The following is an 18,763-nucleotide window of genomic DNA, read 5'->3' on the forward strand; positions in this document are numbered from 1 at the left end:
ATGGGTTCGACCGAGATCATGAACTGATTTCGAGAGGGCGCGGACGCTGGAGACCCGATCCGGGGGCTCTGCGTCGCTGCGTTCATCGTGGGCGGACTGGTGAGCGTACTCTTCGGTGGGGCCGTGATCTGACCGCTTGACTACGGACCTGACGGCGTCGTAACTGGCACACTCAACATCACGTCGATGCGGTCCCGTCGTCGGAAGGAATGGTCGTGATGCTGCGGTCGGCGGATCGTGCGGCCGCTCGAAGCAACACGAGAGCACAGACGCCTAAGACGCCAGCCACCGCGGGGAGCGCGGCTTCGTCGAGTTCGGTGAGTGTGAGGCCGCCGAGCACTCCTCCGACGGCGACACCAAGGTAGGTGCCGGAGGTATTGAGAGCGAGGGCTTGCGGCGCCAGCGGGCCGGCAAGCATGTACAGGCGGCCCTGTATCGCGGGCGAGTTCCAGAAGGATGCTGCGCCCCACACGGTTCCGATGACCAGTACGAGCAAGAACGGTGCGGGCGCGGTGATACCGCAGAGCCACAATCCGAGCATGGTCGCGGTGAAGGTTCCGACGCCGATCGTGAGCGCGCGGTCCGGGTTCCACCGGTCCGACGCGGCACCGCCGCCCCAGATTCCGAGCATGCCCGCGAGTCCGGAGAGTCCGAACGCGAGCGCACGTTGTTCGACGGTCGCTGCGGTGACGATGTCGAGGTATGCAGCCAGGTATGTCAGCATCATCATCGAGCCGGTCATCAGCACCGTGTTAGCCAGCAGCCCGAGGGAGATCGCCGGGGCCGCAAGGGCCCGGATCTGCTCGGGAAGACTCGCCACCAGGGCTTCTCTGTCGCCGCGCCTCGGCAGTGACCCGAGTAGCAACACCAACGAGGCGGTGCCGGCCACCGCCACAGCGAGGAAGGTCGCGCGCCACCCCAGGTGCCCGCCAATCCACGCTCCGAGCGGCACTCCGATGGCAATCGAACCCGTGACACCGAGCGCAACGACCGCGACGTATCGGCCGGTCCGCGCGGAAGGCGCGTGTGCGGCAGCGAAGGCGAACAACGCCGGTGTCGCGGCCGCCGCGGCGCCCGCCGCAACGATCCGTAGGACCATCAACATCGCCAGCGAAGTCGACAGCGAGGCGGCGACGTTCGCCGCGACGAACACCGTTACCGCCAGCGAGAACAACCTGCGCCGTGGCGTCTGCGCGAACACGACCGCTGCCACGGGAGCGGCAACGGCGACCGTGAGAGAGAACGCAGTGATCAACTGTCCGGCGGCGGCTTCGCTGACCGCGAGATCACCCGAGATCTCGAGGAGCACACCGGCGATGACGTAGTCATCGGTGTAGAAAACGAATGCTGCCACGAGCAGCGCGAACAGCCATATCGGCACGAGATTCCCCCTCGGTTCGATCGACAGGTGCGCAGGATCTGGTGCGAGCGGAAGGTCGAACGCACTGGCGGCGACCGGCAGTGGGAGCGCGTCCTCGTCCGCGCCGGCCACCACTGCGCGGGGACAACAGCCCCACGCCGGTCCGCCGATCTGTCGCCCTCCCCATGTCGACCACCCTCGCAGAACGATGCAAACCAAGCGAACGGATTTTCACGACGGACACTGGACAACCGTCGTCTTCCGCTTCCCGCATACGGCCGAGATGCGACGTCGGTGTCTCGACCATTCCGGTGGATGGCACCTGGAGACGGTCATCGCCGGAAGATGCGGGTTGTACTGGGACAGTTCCTCCGGGGCGGCACATAGGGCTGCCAGATTCGCGCAGGTGTGTCGCGCCGAAGGTACGTTGGCAGCGGTGAAGCGCTCGCGCTGCTGTTGCTCCTTGTTGGCGCCGTCGCCATCGCCGCCCAGCACGGCGATCGGCAGTCCGCAGCACACATACTGCATCTCACGGGTGCGCCGGCGGCATGCGGTCGACCATCTCGGCGAAGACGTTGACCTGCCCGCCGAATACTTCCCCTTCACGGTCCAGTGTCTCGACACTGAGCAGCGCCCCGGTCCCGCTGTCGATCACCATCCGGTCTACGTAGCCCTCTTCGAAGGTGAACTCGAGGACGTAGCCGGGCCGCCCGGTCCGATCCGTACCGATGCCGAGGTCACGTGCCTGGATCGCCTCGAGATCGAGCCCTGCGAGGACTCGGTAGATACCGGCCCTGACCTCGGGGGTGACTGCGGGGTCCGGAAGCAGCTTGGTCGCCAACCGATACAGTGCCCGGTCCGGGGCTTCGTCGATGTACCCGAGTCCCAGCTGCTGCGACAGGCTCAGCATCTGCGTCCGCAGTCCGTCGGTACCGACCGCAAGCCCGTCCAGCTGCGCCGTCGTCAGGTACCCGGACGTTTCGTGAAGGTCCCCGCCGACCTTGCCGACGAGTGCGGTTCCGTCCGGGCGCACGAAGGTGTCGTACGTCGGATGACCGGCATCGGTAAGGTTGGTGAACTGCAGGTGCCGGATCGGTCCGGTCTCGATCGGATCGGTCGTCGCCGCCACCAGGTCGGCCGTTTGCTCCAGTGTGCGTGCCGCACCCACCGTGACCACCTGACTGTGTTCGGGAACACCCATTTCGTCGTATCCCACCGCGAAGACGAGCACCGAGACGGCGACACATGCGGCACTGACGCCCGCCGTCACCCGCCCCGGCCGGCGTCGGAACCTGCCGACGGTGACGACGCTCTTCGACGATCCGGCGGCCTCGGAGACAGATTGCTGCGTGGACTCCTCGGTTTCCATGGCGCGCATCAAGTTTCGTCTCGCTCGGAGGATGACCTCGGCGTGGGGAGGCTGCGGCTCGGGTCGCCGACTACGGATCTCCGTGAAGTCACCCATGTCGATCTCCTTGCCCCGGTTCGGTCTGCTGTCGCCCTGTTGTTGGCAGTTCGTCTGGTTCCGGTTCACGCAGCTTGCGGCGGAGCCGGTTCAAGCGAGAACGCACGGTTCCGATTGGGATCTGCAGCGCCTCGGCGATTTCGGGGTAGCTGAGCTCTTCCCACGCGTAGAGGAGCAGCGTGTCGAGATCCGCCGGCGAGAGTCGCCGCAGCCGGCGCTCGAGTGCGCGGACCTCGCGGCGGGCGTCGATCGAGGCGTCGACCCGGTCCTCGAACGGCAACGAGCCGTCGGGCCTGGGATGGCGAGCGAGCAGGGTGATGTCCCGGACCAGGCGGCGACGGTTCGAGTTCAGCAGGTTGCCTGCTATTCCGTACAGCCAGGGCAGCGCATGCTCGTATGAGAGGTCGAAATCGGCCCGACGACCGAACGCGACCACGAACACGTCCGAGGCGAGATCATCCGCCGCATCGTTTCCCGCCCGACGAGCGAGATATCGATGAATCGTGCCGAAGTGACGATCGAAGATCCCCGCGAAGGCGTCCGGATCCGTCAGCGACCGGGCGATCAGCTCATTGTCTCGTGGGCCAGGGACCTCACGGAGTACATCAATGTCCACGTGCTCATTTGTCATGGGCGCCGGATCCGGTTCACGGGCCACTCAGCGGCGCTGTCCGCAGGCGCCGCAAGCGGGTCGCTTCGTCGATCGTCTTCGCGCCCAGTTGCTGCGATGAAGGACCGGACGAGCGGACGCGTGTCTCCCGACCGGCTGGCCAGGAAGATCTGACTCACATGCTGGCGCCCAGCATCCAGTTCGCACCGCACGGCACCGGGTGGTAGCTGACCAGTGACGCTGTAGGGGGCAAGCGTGACGCCGAAACCAGCCGCGACCAGCGCGATAATGGTGGGCCAATCCGAGCACTCCTGCGCGACAACGACATCGACGCCGGCTTCACGGAAGGGTTGGGTATTGATTTCGAACGCCCGGGTTCCGGCGGCGCGCGGGTACAGGATCAGCGGGTCGGTGGCGAATTGGTCGACGCGCACGGATGTGGCCGTGGCCGCGGCATGCGTCGCGGGAAGCACGGCGACGAACCGTTCGACTTCGAGGAGGCTGAGGTCGATGCCGGTACGGCTTTCGGGGTCCCGGACGATTCCGACGTCCGTCGTACCTCGTTCGAGAGCGTCCAGGACGTTGACAGTGAATCCGTTGCGCAGCTTCACCTGTACGTCTGGGAAGTTACGAGAGAAGGCGCGGAGGCGGTCGCTCACAATGGTGGTCGCCGAATTGATGAATGCCACCTCGAGCCGTCCGGCCTCTCCCCGGCCGACACGGCGGGCCTCCTCCAGATCCGAGGAGAGGCGTGAGAGGAGGTCCCGCGCTCGCGGTTCGAGTGCCGCCCCCGCGTCGGTGAGGCGAACCTTGCGGGATGTCCGATCGAACAGCGGAACCCCGACGTACGTCTCGAGCTGCTTGACCTGCTGGGAGAGGGCCGGCTGGGCAATGCCCAGCCGGAATGCCGCCTGCCCGAAGTGGAGTTCCTCCGCCAGGACGAGGAAGTAACGGAGATGCCGGAGCTCGACGCGCAGATCCATATCTGCAACTTATCGAATCGCCATCCGACACTTATTGGACATATCGATACGTGCGGCGCGAAGCTTGGCCCGAGCAAAGAGAGAGGATGTTCGGAGAATGGTGACCTCGCCGGGACCGATCGTGATCGCATCGATCGCCACACAGGACGACGCAAAGGCATTCCAGGAGATCAGCGAGGAATGGGTCACGCAGTACTTCAGCCTCGAGGAATCCGAGCGGGCGCTCCTCGCCGACCCCGTCGGCCGGATCGTCGAGCCGGGGGGTGACGTTCTGATCGCCCGCGACCGCGAGAGTGGGGCCGCTCTCGGCTGTGTCGCTCTGATCACATATCCGGACGGTGTGGTCGAGCTGGCGAAGATGGGCGTGCGACCGGCAGCTCAGGGCCGCGGCCTCGGACGGCAGCTCCTCACCGCTGCGATCGGGCGTGCACGCGAGCTTGGAGGTTCACGCGTATTCCTCGGCACGAGTAGCAGACTCGGGGCGGCGCTCCACCTCTACGAGCAGGCCGGATTCGTTCGAACCGATCGCTCTCAGCTTCCCCTGGCACCCGGCTACTACCCTCGCGCCGACGTTCTCATGGAACTGACGTGACGGGCAGTCGTCCGAATCCGACGATTCGCACCTATCGTCCCACCGACGAGGAGGATGTCGATGACTTGTGTTCGCGCGCTTCGAAATTCGCGCACCCATTCCTCGAGGGGGAAGGCGAGGGCAGCCGCGAACGGAAGATGCGCGCGGTGTACCTGGTCCACCGGCACGGGCTGGCGGACGTCAACTCCGATGGTGAGCGGCTCAGCGGGACACCCTCTCGAAGAACACCGTCGGATCGAGAGCGCTGATCGGCGTCCAGCGCGCGTCCGGCATCGCCACCGCCGAATCGTGCGTTGCGGCATGAAAGTACCCCTGGACGTCCAGCGCGAGCCGCGGGTTCTCGTCGACCCTGCGCGCCATCTCGTAGAGCAGGGCGAGCAGGTGCAGGCAGGGCGCCGAGCGTGCCGAACACGAGCAGTCGGTGTCCGAGAGAACCGGCGCGAGCGCGATTCCGCCCGAGACGATGTTGCGGTGCGTGTCGTCGGTCAGCACGGTGGTATCCGGAACGATCCCCGCGATGGCGGTGATCGACGTCCGGGTCAGCGGCGCCACCTCCAGTCGGGTCACCGACGCCTGCTCCCCGCGGTGGATGGTGGCGCGCACGAACCGTCCTTCGACGGTGGCCTGCACACAGTTGTTGCGTGCGAGGCTACGGGCGCGAGGGAGCAGCTGGCGCACCGGTCCGCTCCGGTGCATCGGCTCGACAAGGCGCACCCAGTCCATTCCCCATGCGGTGTAGCCGAATTCGTTGTCCGCCATCAGTTCTCCCTCTTGCGGCGCAGGATCTCGATCAGCTGGTCGTCGTCGAGCCCGGCGAGCGCGGCGATGCCCGCCGTGTCACTGAGATCGGTGAGCGCAGCCTTGCGATCGTGCATGCCTGCGATGTGTTCCTCGACGGTGGTGGTCGAGGTGAGCGTCGTGACGGTGACCGTGCGGGTCTGGCCGATCCGGTGTACACGGTCCGACGCCTGCGCCTCGACCGCAGGATTCCACCAGCGGTCGAAGTGGATGACGTCGGCGGCGCGGGTCAGCGTCAGACCGGTGCCGGCGGCGCGCAGGCTCAGGACCAGAATCGGCGGTCCGTCCGCGGCCTGAAACCTGGACACGATCTCGGCGCGGTCGGTCTGGCTCAGCCCGCCGTGCAAGAACGGCGCCGCGACGGCGAACCGATCGGCGAGATGACGCACGAGCAGTTCACCGGTCCGGCGGTACTGGGTGAAGACCAGAGTCGGGCTGGCCGTTTCCAGGTTGGTGGCCAGGATATCGGTGCACAGGTCGAGCTTCCCGGACCGTCCGGCCAGCTCCCCCAGCTCGCCGGTGACCAGCCCGGGATGGTTGCAGACCTGCTTCAGCGAGGTCAGGACCGCCAGCACCCGGCCATGACGCTCGATTCCGAAACCGAATCCGTCACCGATCGCCTCCGTGAGCAGCAGGTCGTAGATCTCTTCCTGCTCGGCGGTGAGATCACAGAGCAGGTCGTTGTGGATCTTCGCCGGCAGCGCCGTGGCAACCTGGACCTTCTTGCGCGCCAGCACGACCGGTTCGATGGCGTCACGCAACCGCGCTGCGGCGGCGACGGAGCCCTCCCGAATCGGTTGGACGAACCGCCGCCGGAACTGCGCCCGATGCCCGAGCAGCCGGGGCGACACCAGGTTCACCAGTGCCCACAGCTCGTCGAGATGGTTCTCCACCGGCGTGCCGGTCAGCGCAACCGTCGCGGCGGTGTCCAACGCCCGCGCGGCCTTCGAGACCTGGGTGCGCGGATTCTTCAGCGCCTGCGCCTCGTCGAAAACCGCCGTCGTCCAGCGCTGTTCGGCCAGCAGCCCGCCGTGCAGGCGCAGGATCGGGTACCCCATGATGACGACGGTTCCGGGTTCGGCGTGGATCTCACCGCCGCGCCAGACGGTGGCCTGCAGCGACGGCGCGAAGCGGCCGATCTCGTGCGCCCAGTTTCCGGCGAGCGAGGTCGGGCAGACCACGAGTTGCGGCCCCGCCTCGGCGCGGCCGAGCAGTAAACCGATGGTCTGCACGGTTTTACCGAGTCCCATCTCGTCGGCGAGCACCGCGCCGCCGTGCTCGGCGACGGTCTGCCGCAGCCAGCCGACGCCGCGGGCCTGATAGGGCCGCAGCTGCGCCTTCAGCGTCGGGCGCAGTTCCGCTGCCACGGCCTCGGTATCACGCAAGACGCCCAGGGCGTGTTCCGCCGAGACGATCGCGGTGCCGCGAGCGTCGGGCACCGCGTGGGCCGCGATGGGCAGCACGGGTCGCTCGGCGGCCGCCTCGGCGAGCGGGGCCACGACGACCGCACGCAGAGCCTCCTGCCAGAGCGTCACCGATTCCCCCGCCGGTTCGATCGTCAGACCCGCGAAGGACGCGGGGTCCACGAGCGTGGCGTCCACGTCGACAATGTCGATGGCGCCGTCCAGGCCAGTCGGGAGCGCCAGCACGAGGGCTTCGCGATCACCGTGGCCGCTCGGGGCCGGGCCGGCGCCGCGCCCCGCCCACGTCCAGAGCGCGAACACGTGCCGATCCGGCAGATAGGTGGCGTTTGTGCTGAGCAGAATGACCCCCAAGCGGCGTATGGTGTACGGAGTATCCTGACAACGTACAGCGTACTGGATTTGTTCCGAAGGGGATTCCGTGAGCGACGAGGTCACCGCCGAGCAGGCGAAACAGGTGGTGAATCTCTTGTGGCGGCATGAACTTCCGTCACGCCCCGCCAAGCGCGGCCCGAAGCAGACCGTCAGCCTCGACGCGGTTGTCGCCGTGGCGGTCGCACTCGCCGACAGGGACGGCTACGCGAGCGTCTCCATCCGTGCAGTCGCTGCCGAACTGGGGCTTCGGCCCATGAGCCTGTACACCTACATCCCCAGCAAGGACGCCCTCACGATCCTCATGGTCGACGCCGTCGCCGACGAGGACGTCACCCCGATCCCGGCGGAGCTCTCACCGCGCGAACGGATGGCGGCCATCGCCCGGCAGGTACGAGCCGAACTGATCGCGCACCCGTGGCTGCTGGAGGTGCCACCCTGGCGGCTCGTGCTCGGTCCGGGGCGCATGCGCCGCTACGAACAGCAGCTGGCCGCGATCGAGGGCATCGGCCTGTCCGACGTCGCGATGGACCGGGTGATCGCCGTGCTGTCGGAGTTCGCCACAGGAAATGCCCGAGTGGCGGTCGCCGCGATCGACACCTCGCGGCAGATCAGCGACACCCAGTGGTGGGAGGTGTACGGCCCGTTGTTCGGTGCGGTCATGCCGCCGAACCTCTTTCCGCTGTCGTCGCGGGTGGGTTCGACGGTCGGCGAGTTGTACCAGGCACCCGCCGACCCCGACGGCGCGTTCGAGTACGGGCTCGCCAGGCTGCTGGACGGGATCGAGCGCGAGGTGACCGCGGACTGACCCACTCCACGCGAGTGGATGCGCGGCACGGACGCCCCGTCAGCGCGCCCACCGACCCGGCGGCGGAACTTGCGCGGTGTAGGCGGGCAACGGCAGATTCTGGTCGAGCAGGAAGCTGCGGAGCAGATCGACGTAGACCTCCGGCTGGTCCGTCGAAACGGCATGTCCGGCGCCCTCAATGTCCACCAGCGTCGACTCGGGGAGAACGTCACGGTACTCGCGCGTGACGGGCCAGCGGACGAAGTCGCACTGCGCCGCCATCACCAGGGCCGGCACGTGCACGCCCCGAAGCGTCGGCCGCGGATCCGGGATCCGTTCGAAGTCCGCATTCGTCAACTGGTTGACGTAGAAGCCCTGCGGATTGTCGTGCGGAGGCGTGCTCGGCGCGCCGGAACACGACGTCCCGTCACGCCCGGTCAGTGCGACCTCGTGCATCCACGAGTCTGCTTCGACGTCGGGCACCAGCGCATGGGCAGCATTCGGATTCACCGACATCAACAGTGCTTGCACCAACACCCTCGGCTCGCTCATCAATTCGTCGTAGCGGATCTGCTGCTCGGTGTTCATCGCGGTCCACGGCTCACCGACACCGTCCTGCGTGTGGGCACCGCCCCAGATCGCTCCCGGCGCAACGAACACCGCCTTGGCAACCCGGTCCGGGTGCGCCGCCAGGTACTGCGCCGTCAGCGAGCCACCCCAGGAGCGCCCGACGAGGATGAGGCGCTCGGCCCCGAGCGTCTCCCGGATCGCCTCGAGGTCCTCGACCTGCCGCTCGACCGTGTACTCGGTGACGTCCACGAGCCGGCTCGAGCGTCCGGCACCGACTTGGTCGTAGGCGTATACGTCAAAGCCCACGGCGGCCAGGGCCTCGCCCCCGGTCGGGATTCCCTCGCCGGGCGTGCCGGGGCCGCCGTGAACGAAGATCACCGGCGTGTCGCGCCGCTGCGTCGCACCTGCCGCGGGCGCATGCACATACGCGATCCTCGAGCCGGTGGGTAGCTCCCAGAACTCGACGTCGGCGGGGGCCGGCATCGCAGCCTGCGGGGGAAAGGGCCGCAAGATCGTCACACCGGCCGCCGCGCACACCACCAGCCCCGTCACCGCCGCGAGCCCACCAGCGGCCAGCACCGGCCGGCGGAGCCGCATGATCCGGAACCCGACGCAGCCGACGGCGAAGGTCGCGACGAGCACGGTCAGCAGACCGGCGGTGAGGAACACCCCCGGCGCGATAGCGAAGGTGGCCGTCCCGAGCGCCGCGGCTGCACCCAGCCCGATCGCCGCCAGAATCCCCAGGACCACGACCCCGGCCCCCGCCACTGCTCGTCCTCGTCGTTCCACCCCGGCCCCCTCGTTGTCGGTCCCGTTCATCGTCCGCGGCCGAGACCCTCGCCAGTCGGCTCCCCGATGCGCTCACCCAACCAGTCCAGCGCCTCGCCGCCGCGCTTCGGACGCCACTCTGCGATGTTCATGCGCCCGATCATCGCCTCCCACAGCGGCCCAGCACATCAGGGAAGACCCTGAAACTCCGGACCCGGAACGGGACAGGGAACAACACCCGGAGACGGCGTCACCCCCACACCACAGTGGGATCCATCCCCGCAGGTCGGAACGTCGTTGTATCGTGCCCCATGCCCCCATCGCTGCGCCGAACGATCCGCCTCGGAGCCATCTCCCTCGCAGCGGCGCTCGTCGCCGGGCTCCTCTACACGATGTTCGTCTACCGCAGCATCAACATCTTCGCCCCACCCGATCGACTCGAATCACTCGGTAGGACATACCTACTCAGCAAGAACGGCGACTACAGCCGTGAGGAACTCGACCTACGTCAACGACAGCTCTCCGAGCACTACGCCCTCGAGCTCGTCGATTACCTACCACCCCGCCACCCCATCTACCAGTTCCAGAACGACGCCATCCGAGGCCATGCGACCACCAGCGCCTACCTGAAATGGGGCAACCGCTACATCAGCTACGAACTCTCCGGCGGGCCCTGACCCCGACCCCCACTCGAAAGCACCGAAGGTCGTTGCCTCACCCGGAAAGCCAGGTGTGGCAACGACCTTCAGAGACCCCAACGCCCCTACGACGGGGCGATACTTCAACATCAGACGCGAAGCGAACTTCTTGTCAGCTGAAGGTAGCGAGTGCGCCGATCAGGCCGAGCAGCGCGCCGACGCCCGCGAGCACGCCGCCGATTCCACTCACGACAGGCTGAATCTGCTTGATCAGCGCGAGGTCTGCATCAGAAGAACCCATTACTACTCCTCATCCGAATGTCGTTGCGCGGTTGCGCAAGCGAGACTGTACTACAGCATGTAGTAGCTTCGCCAGACGCAGGATCGGTACCTGCTCGGCGACTCCGATCAGTCGAAGCCAAGCCAGGAATCCGGCGTGAACACCTCGTAGTGGATCTTCTCGGGGGCGATGCCCTTGACCACGGCGACCCTGCGGACCTGCCGCATGAAGCGCGGCGAACCGCACAGGTACACCTCGGCGCCGCAGTACCATTCGCGGTCACGCAGGATCGGCACCGCCTGCTCCGCATCCTGTACGTAGTAGGTCTCCAGCGAGGATTCCCCGGGGTATGCCTCGAGGAGGGCCGCGATCCGGCTCCGGTGGGCGAACGACGCCTCATCCTGGTCGACGTGCACCACGTAGACCGGACGCGCATCCCGCGCGCTGATCATCTCCTGCAGGATGGCGACGGTCAGGGCGGATCCGACGCCGGACGAGCCGAGCACTACCGGGTTGTCGTTCGGGATCGGATACGGCGTCCCGGAAGGAATCGACACCACCAGCGGATACCCGATCCCGGCATCGGCGATCAGCTTGTTCGACACCAGGCCTCCCGGCATCGGCTCGACTGTGATCTCCCACGTGTCCGGCGCATCTCCCGACATCACCGTGTACTGGCGGATCTGGCGGGCGCCGTCGTCGGCGATCATCGCGACCGAAATGTACTGTCCAGCGGCGTAGTTCGCCATCGGTGACCCCTCGCCGCCGGCCAGGGTGAACGTCCACACCCCCGGCGCGTCCTCACGACGATCGACAACCGTGAGCACATGCCACACACGGCCATCCGGGACCCCGGCCTGGTCGTAGACCGACGCCTCCTGCGACATCAGCGAGTCGGCCATCAACCAGTACACCTCGTCCCACGCCGCGGCGACCTCGGGCGTCACTGCATCACCCAGCACGTCGGCGATGGCCCTGAACAGTGCCCGGTGCACGAGGTCGTAGTGCGCCCGCACGATCCCCAGGGACGCGTGCTTGGCCGCGATCCGCGACATCACCTGGTCCACCGGCGGCGCGTCCTCGGTGACCAGAAGAGTGGCGAACGCCGCGATCGACCCGGCCAGGGCCTTCTGCTGCTCCCCGTTCTCCTGGTTCGACCGGTTGAACAGATCGGACGCAAACGAGGGCAGCCCGTCGAACAGATGACGGTAGAGAACCTCACTGATCTCTCCCAGATGCTCCCCCACCACCGGCAATGTCGCCTCGATGACCGAAAGCGAGTCCGCGGACAGCCGAGACGAATTCATCGTCGCCGCCTTCGCGCCGCCGGTCTTGTCAGCCCCAGAGACGACGGAGCGCACAGCACTGGAGACACCGACAGGGGCGGCTACGGTAGACATGAGGAGAATCAGACCTTTCGCGACCAACCGTTTACTGCCATACAGCATCACCGATCCGATGGCGACAGGCAATTTGGGCGGTCCGGCCCGATTGCCCGGATTGTTACAATTGTGACTCGCGCCATAGGTGGCGCCGCGGTCTATGGAACTCGCCGCCACCGGAAACCGCGACAGAATTTGGGACGGATATCCATGGCGGGCTTGATGATCCTTTTCGACCGATGGAAGCTCTGCCTTCGCCAGGCAACTCCGATCACACGGACGACGACGGTCGAGTGAGGGCATGGGGCGCGCCTGGGGCCCCACCGGCGTCGACAATCTCCGAGACCGTGGTTACGCGTCCGGTGAGTGCCGAGATCAGAGTGAGCGCTGTGGCGTGCAGGTCTTTGGTGTAATCCGCCGTGGCCTCGAGGGGCACGAAGCATTGGATGTCTCGCGCGAAAGCGTCATAGGTGGTAGCGAGGACCCCCGCCGTCGCGAATACTCCTACGACGACAAGTTGATCGCGTCCGAGGCGCCGAAGCTCCTCGGCCAGATCCGTGGCGAAGAAGGCGCTGTAGCTTCGCTTGCGAACCCACCTCACGCGGTCGGTCTCGAGCCCCTGCAGAGCCGTCGCGGTGGCTTGGTCAGGGGTCGGACCGAGTCCCCACCGCTGCCCGAGCAGGCCTCGCTGCGCGAGTACCGACGCCGGACGTGGCCCACTTCCGATCACCGGCATTCGGCGCCCAGCGGCCCAGTCCACGATTCGCTCGACCTGCGCCACCAGGCGGGTGCGAACATTCGCGGTGAGCACGTCGAGGTAGTACGGCTGGAGGTCGTGGACCAACAGTGCCGCCCTCGCCGGGTCCAGCGTCCAATCCGGTCCGGCGGCCATCGCGAGGAGCTCCCCCGAGTCGTAGTCCTCGACGCGTACATCGAACGTTGCCATGCCGACATGATGGGGTACGTCGTCCGTATCCGCTAGCGGACTACCGATGGCGAACTATCCGACGATCGACATCGGCGTGAGAACCGTCGAGTGTCGGATCCGCTGGAGCGTATAGCCTTTCGCATGTGATCAGCGACGCAGACATCACCGCCGCCATAACCGCCGACGTGCGTGCCATCCCCTACCCGGGAGACTGGCTGAGCCCGCCGTTCGACGGCGACGACGTGGCCGTGATCGCCCGTGACACAGGCCTATCCGAGTTGCGCATCAACCGGCGGACCGGCCGCGTCGACGGGGTGGATCTGCAGACCGGCGCCGCGCAGTCGATCGCTCCCTCACTGCGCGAGTTCGGCATGCTCGCCACGGCGTACGCCTCAGCACTCCGGGACACGCGCGGAGCCACCGGCCGGGAACTGCGTCGCATCGAAGGAGCCCTGCTGGGATCGATCCGCGCGGTGTCCTCGGCGCTGGCCACCGAGGGATCTTTCTGGGCCGTCGCCGCGGAGGAGCTCGGCGATGGGGTGCTCGGTGGCGGCGAGACCCCCGGCCCAGTCACGGTGGAACAACCCGGCCGACCCACCGTCGTGATCGCGATGCCGATGCTGCGGTTGCGCCAGGCGCTCGCCCAGGAGGGACTCGACCTGCTCACCTACCGGCGCCTGGTGTCCTACGCGACGCTCTCCGGCGACGTGAGTACCACCCTGGCGAACACCGCCCGGCCCGGCGCGCAGGCGTCGGGACCCGCGCAGGTGCTCGTCGTCGAGCAGCAGACGCGACTGACCGCCGACGATCTCGCCTTTCCGGCACTCCGGATGGTCGTCCTGATCCACCCTGCGACCCTGTCCGGGGAGCTCCGCGACGCGGCCACCGCACTGGAGGTGGTGACCGTCGGCGGATCCTGCCCTTTCGCGCGGATCCCCGAGCTCGTCACGCGCCGCGACGGAACACCCACTCGAGCACTGATCACGTCGTCTCTGTCACACCCCCCTGTCACGATCACGAGATGTCCTGCCACACCGGCACATCGATTCGACGAGGAGCTGCACCCCATGGACGAGACACCGACGACGCGGGCCGCGGAACCTGAGGACCTCAACCGGTTGGTCGTCGAACGGTTGAATGCGGGCGACGTGGACGGGCTGGTCGCCCTGTACGAGCCGGACGCGGTGCTGGCCCTGCCGGACGGGCGTGTTGCCACCGGAACCTCCGAGATCCGGGCCGCCTACGAACAGCTCGTCGCGGGCGCGCCGGTGTTCCCGCCGGGTGAGGTTCGGCCGGCCCTCCGCAGCGGCAACCTGGCGATGACGTCCGTGTGCCTCCCGGACGGCGGGGCCACCGTCGAAGTGGCCCGCCGACAGTCGGACGGCAACTGGCTGTGGGTGATCGACCAGCCTCGAATTCTCGGGTAGCTACGACCATTCCTGTTCCACGGGTGGTAGGTACACAGGTAGCGCGTTCGCGGTTCCGGCGGACTCCGCGAACCCGTACGACGACCCGCACGACATCGGCCCGTTCCACGACAGGAGACCTGAATGAAACGCGCGCACCAGCGCACCACCCTCGCAGAGGTCGACTGGTCGACGCTCGAACATGCATACGGCGATGCGAGCGATGTGCCCGGCTGGATCGAGGGGCTGGCCGCCGCGGTGACCGTCGAGGAGTCACTGCACGCGCTGTGGGCTTCCGTGCTGCACCAGGGAACCCTCTACGACTCGACCGTGCCGGCGATGGCTGCGATCGCGTCACTGCTGGGTGCACGGCAGACCGCGGACGCCGAGGGCGTGGCGTGGTTGTTGCTGCAGTTCGCCGACACGGTGCGCGCCTACGAACAGGTCGAGGTGGACGACGTCGAGACGGCCACCCTTGTGCAGTCGGCCCGCGACTCGTTGGCCACGATCGCGACGCTCGTGCGACCGCTGATCGCCGACGCCGGCTCGGAGGCCGCGGCCGCGGCGCTGCTGCAGGCCACGGCGCGCCCGGCCGAGCCCGCTGCGCTCGATACGCTCGCCGCGCGGGCGAGCACACGCCCGGCAGCGCAGGTCGAACAGGCATGTGTCGCTGCGCTCGCGACTCTCGGTGTCGATGTCTCGGGCACTCTCGCCGACGGCGACCCCGGGCTGGTGATGGCAGCGACGCTAGCGCGGATCGCGGCAGGGGGAACGGCGACCACCGACCTCGACGCGCTAGTGGCGGGATGGGAACTCGCCGTCGAGGTTGCGCCGCGCATCGCGTTCGGTGTCGGCAACCTCCCCGAGTGGTTGAGCGAGGTCAACCCGGAGGCGTCGGCTTACGTACTGGCCGCGCTGCCGACGCCGGACGAGACGACGATCGCCGGGCTCGTCGATGTCGTCATCTGTTCGCGGCGCAACAGTCCGGCCGCGGTCCGTCGCCTGCTCGCACTCGCGGCGCTGCCCGAAGCCGGGCCGGAAGCGATGATCACGGCGCTCCGGCAGTGCCCACCGACACCCGAGGTCTGCGACGCGCTCGTCGCCCTCGCCGGGCGGGTCGACGCCGGCAGCATTTCGGCCATCGGGTCGAGCACCTTCGACACGGATGCCCGGGCCGATTCCGCTCTCGCCCTGCTGCGGGCCGGCGACGGACGGTGGGCTCGCCCGATGGCCGAGGCCCTGCTCACGAACCCCGCCGCACGCGGCCTCATGGTCGCCACCTCTGCGTCGGGGCAGTCCGCGCTCGGTGACACGCTGGTGCGCGAGCACGCACCGTCCGCCGGCATGCTCGTCGCCGGTATCCGGCAGGCGCTGCGGCAGACACCTCCGGTCGATCCGGCCCGCGACGGCGCCGGGCACCTCATCGATTTGCTCGCCACGTGGCCCGCCGACGCTGCCGGCAGCGCGCTGCCCGAGGTCCGGGAATTGCTATCGGTCGCGCCGAGGCAGGCCGCCGCCGCGCTCGCCGCATGGGACGACGTCGCCAGCCTCGAGCGTGTCCGCGAGGCGAGCGTCAGCGGCGACGCGAGCGTGCTACTCGCTCTCGCACGTTTGACGAAGGACCCGAACGACTTCCATCGCGTGCTCGACGCCGAGCTCGAATACAGAGAATCCGCGGTGCTCCTGCACTGGGCAGACCGCACCGACCCGCGCTTCCTCGACTGGTGCCGCGGCCTCGTCGGCACGGCGGCCGCAGCGAGCGACTACCAGCGAGGCGACCAGCTCACCGCGCTACGGATCCTTGCCGACATCGACTCGGGCGAGGCCGCGACCGGCTGGCCGGTGCTTCGCGGCATCATCGACGCCGGACGCGGACCGATCGAAGAAGCCATCGGTCTTGCACTCGATTGGCACGCAAGGCAATTGCTACCCCCGGAGGCGCGCACCGAGTTCGAGGCACTGCTCGGCGACCTCGTCGTCACCGACCGCAAGGACTTCTCCGGCCCGCTCGTCAAGGCCAGCGCCGCCGGCGCGATCGCCCTCCTCGACCTCGGGCTGTCCCTGCCCGGCACGCCCGCGCGAATCGCGAAGGTCACCGCGGGTGCCGTGACCGACCGGTGGGCCCGCGACCTCGGACTTCGCCTCACCGAACGGCTCGCAGCCGCACCGGCACCGGTCCGTCGCGCGGTCGCGAAAGGGCTCCGTTCCCTCGTCGACCGCGACGAGCGCTTCGACTCCACCGGCGACATCGCTGTCGAGGACGAGCGCGCCCTCGCCCGGCTGCGCCCGATCCTGCACGCCCTGGAGACCGCTTGAGTTCTCGGAAGGCTCAGCGCCGATCGCCGGCGGTGGAGGAGCCGGGACTACTTGCGCGGGTCGATGGACGGGCGCACTGGCCTGCGGACGTTTCGCGCCGTCACGTTGCGCGCCGATCCCTGCCGCCACGACGAAGGCGATGCCGAGAAGGGCCAGGGGATTCGGGACCTGTCGAAGCGCTACGAGGCCGATGAGGGCGGCGACCGCAGGTTCGAGGCTCATGAGTGTGCCGAATGTGCCCGCATCGAGCCGGCGCAGCGCCGACAACTCGAGCGCATAGGGCACCACCGGGAGCAGCACCGCCAGACCCAGACCGACCAGAACAAGCTGCGGTGTCAGCCGGGCGAAGACGTCCGGCACCGCCACAACCGTGGTCACAACACCGGCGACCGGCATCGAGATCGACAGGCCGGCAAGCCCGTCCACCTCGTCACCGACCTTCTGAGTGAGCAAGATGTATGCCGCCCAACACACGGCGGCACCGAGCGCGAAACCAGCACCCGCCGGATCGACCTCGCCGTTCCAGGGCTGCGTCAGCAGCACGACACCGCCGCCGGCGACCAGTGCCCACAGCCGGCCGGCGCCACGTGTTCGGGTCACTGCGATGCCGAGGGGGCCGAGGAACTCCAGTGCACTCGCGGTACCCAGCGGAATTCGTGACGCCGCAGCCATGAACAGCATCGTCATGCCGGCGGTGGCGACGCCCAATGCCACCGCGGAACGAAAGGCGCGGCGAGTGAACTGCGCCGGACGTGGTCGCACGATCGCGACGAGCAGAAGACCAGCCCATGCGAGCCGCAGCCAGGCGGCGCCGACTGCGCCTACCTGGTCGACGAGCGCAACCGAGGCCGCGAGACCCAGTTGCACGCACAGCATCGCGGAGAGCGCCATCCCGGCTCCGGCCCGCGACGCACTTCGGACCTCGATCGTTGTCATCACGTCAGTGAAGCGAACCCGTTCGTCAAAATCCACGCGAATATGATGGACTAATCGTTCACGAATCCTGAACAATAACTGGCATGGACCTGCACCGACTTCGCATCCTTCTCGAACTGTCCCGGTGGGGTTCGATGCGGGAGGTTGCGGACGAGCTGGGGATGACCACCTCTTCTGTCTCCCAACATGTTGCGGCACTGACGCGAAAGATCGGCACTCCGCTGACAGAACCCGACGGCCGCAGGGTGCGTCTGACGCCTGCGGGTCGACGGCTCGCCGAGCACGCCGTGACCATCTTGGCCGCCGTCGATGCCGCACTCCTGGATCTCGACGTGGACGCCGCGCCCGTCGGCACGGTGCGCGCCGCGGGCTTCGCGACCGCCATTCGACGCTCACTGTTGCCGACCGTCGCGCGCCTCGGGAAAGCCGAACCGGAGGTGACCGTCATGATCGCCGAACACGAGCCGTTCGAAGCTCTCGAACTGCTTGCCCGCGACGATGTCGACCTCGCGCTCACCTACGACTACAACCTCGCTCCCGGGGCACTTCGCAGCGACTTCACCGCGACCGCGCTGTGGACGATGGAATGGGGCCTCGGCACGCACGCGGCCCAGCGCTCCGGCCCTCTGTCCTCGTACGCCGACAGCAACTGGATCGTCAACTCGCGCAACACGGCAGACGAAGAGGTCCTGCGCATCCTTGCCTCCATGGCCGGCTTCACGCCTCGTATCACCCACAAGATCGACAGCCTCGAACTCATCGACGACCTCATTGCCGCGGGCCACGGCGTCGCCCTGCTCCCCGTCGAGCGCACCCGACCGCACCCAGAGATTCGGGTGAGGCGCCTCGACGATCTCGAGGTCATCATGCGAACCTATGCGGTCGTGCGCCGAGGTCGCGAACAATGGCCGCCACTGCGGCTCGTGCTGGACGAACTGGGCGCCGGGGAGCCTTCGTCCAACAAACCCGGCCGGTGAGTGTGGGCGACCGTACACCGGACGCGCAATCGCGTCACCGACGCGCCAACCACTCCGAGAGTCGGATCTGCGCCAGCTGCCTCCTCGGCGGCCACCGGCTGCACACCGGCATCGGACAACCGCACCTTGCCGTCCGCTGTCGCAGAATCGGCGATTCCACCGGCGAACTCGAAG

General features: G+C 67.8%; 16 protein-coding genes and 1 pseudogene. 6 read left to right on the forward strand and 11 right to left on the reverse strand.

The window, feature by feature from the left end; all coding sequences use genetic code 11:
* Nucleotides 1–178: 178 nt before the first annotated feature.
* The 4 genes from ABTV10_RS14505 to ABTV10_RS14520 all read right to left on the reverse strand — a co-directional run bounded on the left by ABTV10_RS14505 (nt 179) and on the right by ABTV10_RS14520 (nt 4,418).
* Nucleotides 179–1,381: an MFS transporter gene (locus tag ABTV10_RS14505; protein ID WP_499027990.1), complete on the reverse strand. Its 1,203-nt coding sequence runs from the start codon at nt 1,379–1,381 to the stop codon at nt 179–181.
* A gap of 508 nt (nt 1,382–1,889) precedes the next feature.
* A complete protein-coding gene (locus ABTV10_RS14510; RefSeq protein ID WP_499027991.1) occupies nt 1,890–2,825 on the reverse strand; it encodes a hypothetical protein in 936 nt (311 codons plus the stop codon).
* Entirely contained in the window at nt 2,818–3,441 is a 624-nt protein-coding gene (locus tag ABTV10_RS14515; RefSeq protein ID WP_499027993.1) for an RNA polymerase sigma factor, read from the reverse strand. Before ABTV10_RS14515 ends, ABTV10_RS14510 begins: the two co-directional genes overlap by 8 nt.
* Before the next feature lie 11 nt (nt 3,442–3,452).
* Nucleotides 3,453–4,418 carry a LysR substrate-binding domain-containing protein gene (locus ABTV10_RS14520; RefSeq protein WP_499027994.1) on the reverse strand — a complete coding sequence of 322 codons (966 nt, stop codon included), beginning with the start codon at nt 4,416–4,418 and terminating at the stop codon, nt 3,453–3,455.
* A 97-nt stretch (nt 4,419–4,515) separates the two neighbouring features.
* Here ABTV10_RS14520 and ABTV10_RS14525 point away from each other — a divergent pair, with 97 nt between their 5' ends.
* Nucleotides 4,516–5,010, forward strand: coding sequence for a GNAT family N-acetyltransferase (locus ABTV10_RS14525; RefSeq protein WP_499027997.1), 495 nt, complete (start codon nt 4,516–4,518; stop codon nt 5,008–5,010).
* Between the two features lie 201 nt (nt 5,011–5,211).
* On the opposite strand, the gene ABTV10_RS14530 is transcribed toward ABTV10_RS14525, so the two are convergent.
* The gene (locus tag ABTV10_RS14530) at nt 5,212–5,769 is read right to left on the reverse strand and encodes an SWIM zinc finger family protein (protein WP_499027999.1); all 558 of its coding nucleotides are present in this window, start codon (nt 5,767–5,769) and stop codon (nt 5,212–5,214) included.
* The gene (locus ABTV10_RS14535) at nt 5,769–7,583 is read right to left on the reverse strand and encodes a DEAD/DEAH box helicase (RefSeq protein ID WP_499028000.1); all 1,815 of its coding nucleotides are present in this window, start codon (nt 7,581–7,583) and stop codon (nt 5,769–5,771) included. The genes ABTV10_RS14530 and ABTV10_RS14535 overlap by 1 nt, the downstream gene beginning before the upstream one ends.
* A gap of 67 nt (nt 7,584–7,650) precedes the next feature.
* Between ABTV10_RS14535 and ABTV10_RS14540 the strand changes: the two genes are divergently transcribed.
* Nucleotides 7,651–8,409 carry a TetR/AcrR family transcriptional regulator C-terminal domain-containing protein gene (locus tag ABTV10_RS14540; protein ID WP_499028001.1) on the forward strand — a complete coding sequence of 253 codons (759 nt, stop codon included), beginning with the start codon at nt 7,651–7,653 and terminating at the stop codon, nt 8,407–8,409.
* 39 nt (nt 8,410–8,448) lie between these two features.
* On the opposite strand, the gene ABTV10_RS14545 is transcribed toward ABTV10_RS14540, so the two are convergent.
* Nucleotides 8,449–9,726: an alpha/beta hydrolase gene (locus ABTV10_RS14545; protein WP_499028003.1), complete on the reverse strand. Its 1,278-nt coding sequence runs from the start codon at nt 9,724–9,726 to the stop codon at nt 8,449–8,451.
* 311 nt (nt 9,727–10,037) lie between these two features.
* Between ABTV10_RS14545 and ABTV10_RS14550 the strand changes: the two genes are divergently transcribed.
* Nucleotides 10,038–10,403 carry a hypothetical protein gene (locus tag ABTV10_RS14550; RefSeq protein WP_499028005.1) on the forward strand — a complete coding sequence of 122 codons (366 nt, stop codon included), beginning with the start codon at nt 10,038–10,040 and terminating at the stop codon, nt 10,401–10,403.
* 133 nt (nt 10,404–10,536) lie between these two features.
* On the opposite strand, the gene ABTV10_RS14555 is transcribed toward ABTV10_RS14550, so the two are convergent.
* The 3 genes from ABTV10_RS14555 to ABTV10_RS14565 all read right to left on the reverse strand — a co-directional run bounded on the left by ABTV10_RS14555 (nt 10,537) and on the right by ABTV10_RS14565 (nt 12,972).
* Nucleotides 10,537–10,665, reverse strand: coding sequence for a hypothetical protein (locus ABTV10_RS14555; protein ID WP_258557659.1), 129 nt, complete (start codon nt 10,663–10,665; stop codon nt 10,537–10,539).
* A gap of 107 nt (nt 10,666–10,772) precedes the next feature.
* Nucleotides 10,773–12,203 (reverse strand): globin domain-containing protein, encoded by a 1,431-nt coding sequence (locus tag ABTV10_RS14560; protein WP_499028006.1) that lies wholly within the window; start codon nt 12,201–12,203, stop codon nt 10,773–10,775.
* Nucleotides 12,204–12,297: 94 nt separating this feature from the next.
* Nucleotides 12,298–12,972 carry an isochorismatase family protein gene (locus ABTV10_RS14565; RefSeq protein ID WP_499028008.1) on the reverse strand — a complete coding sequence of 225 codons (675 nt, stop codon included), beginning with the start codon at nt 12,970–12,972 and terminating at the stop codon, nt 12,298–12,300.
* A 125-nt stretch (nt 12,973–13,097) separates the two neighbouring features.
* On the opposite strand from ABTV10_RS14565, the gene ABTV10_RS14570 reads away from it, so the two are divergent.
* Entirely contained in the window at nt 13,098–14,381 is a 1,284-nt protein-coding gene (locus ABTV10_RS14570; protein WP_499028011.1) for a YybH family protein, read from the forward strand.
* Nucleotides 14,382–14,504: 123 nt separating this feature from the next.
* On the forward strand, nt 14,505–16,676 hold the full coding sequence (locus ABTV10_RS14575; protein WP_499028013.1) for a hypothetical protein: 2,172 nt from the start codon (nt 14,505–14,507) through the stop codon (nt 16,674–16,676).
* 180 nt (nt 16,677–16,856) lie between these two features.
* Here the strand turns inward: ABTV10_RS14575 and ABTV10_RS14580 are convergent.
* Nucleotides 16,857–17,612: pseudogene (locus ABTV10_RS14580) on the reverse strand (EamA family transporter); the annotation flags it as partial.
* Nucleotides 17,613–17,695: 83 nt separating this feature from the next.
* Here ABTV10_RS14580 and ABTV10_RS14585 point away from each other — a divergent pair.
* Complete coding sequence (locus ABTV10_RS14585; protein WP_499028014.1) at nt 17,696–18,589, forward strand: LysR family transcriptional regulator; 894 nt, start codon at nt 17,696–17,698, stop codon at nt 18,587–18,589.
* The last annotated feature ends 174 nt before the right edge of the window (nt 18,590–18,763 follow it).

Source organism: Paraburkholderia sp. RHO2, from assembly GCF_050955445.1.
GTDB lineage: Bacteria > Actinomycetota > Actinomycetes > Mycobacteriales > Mycobacteriaceae > Prescottella > Prescottella agglutinans_A.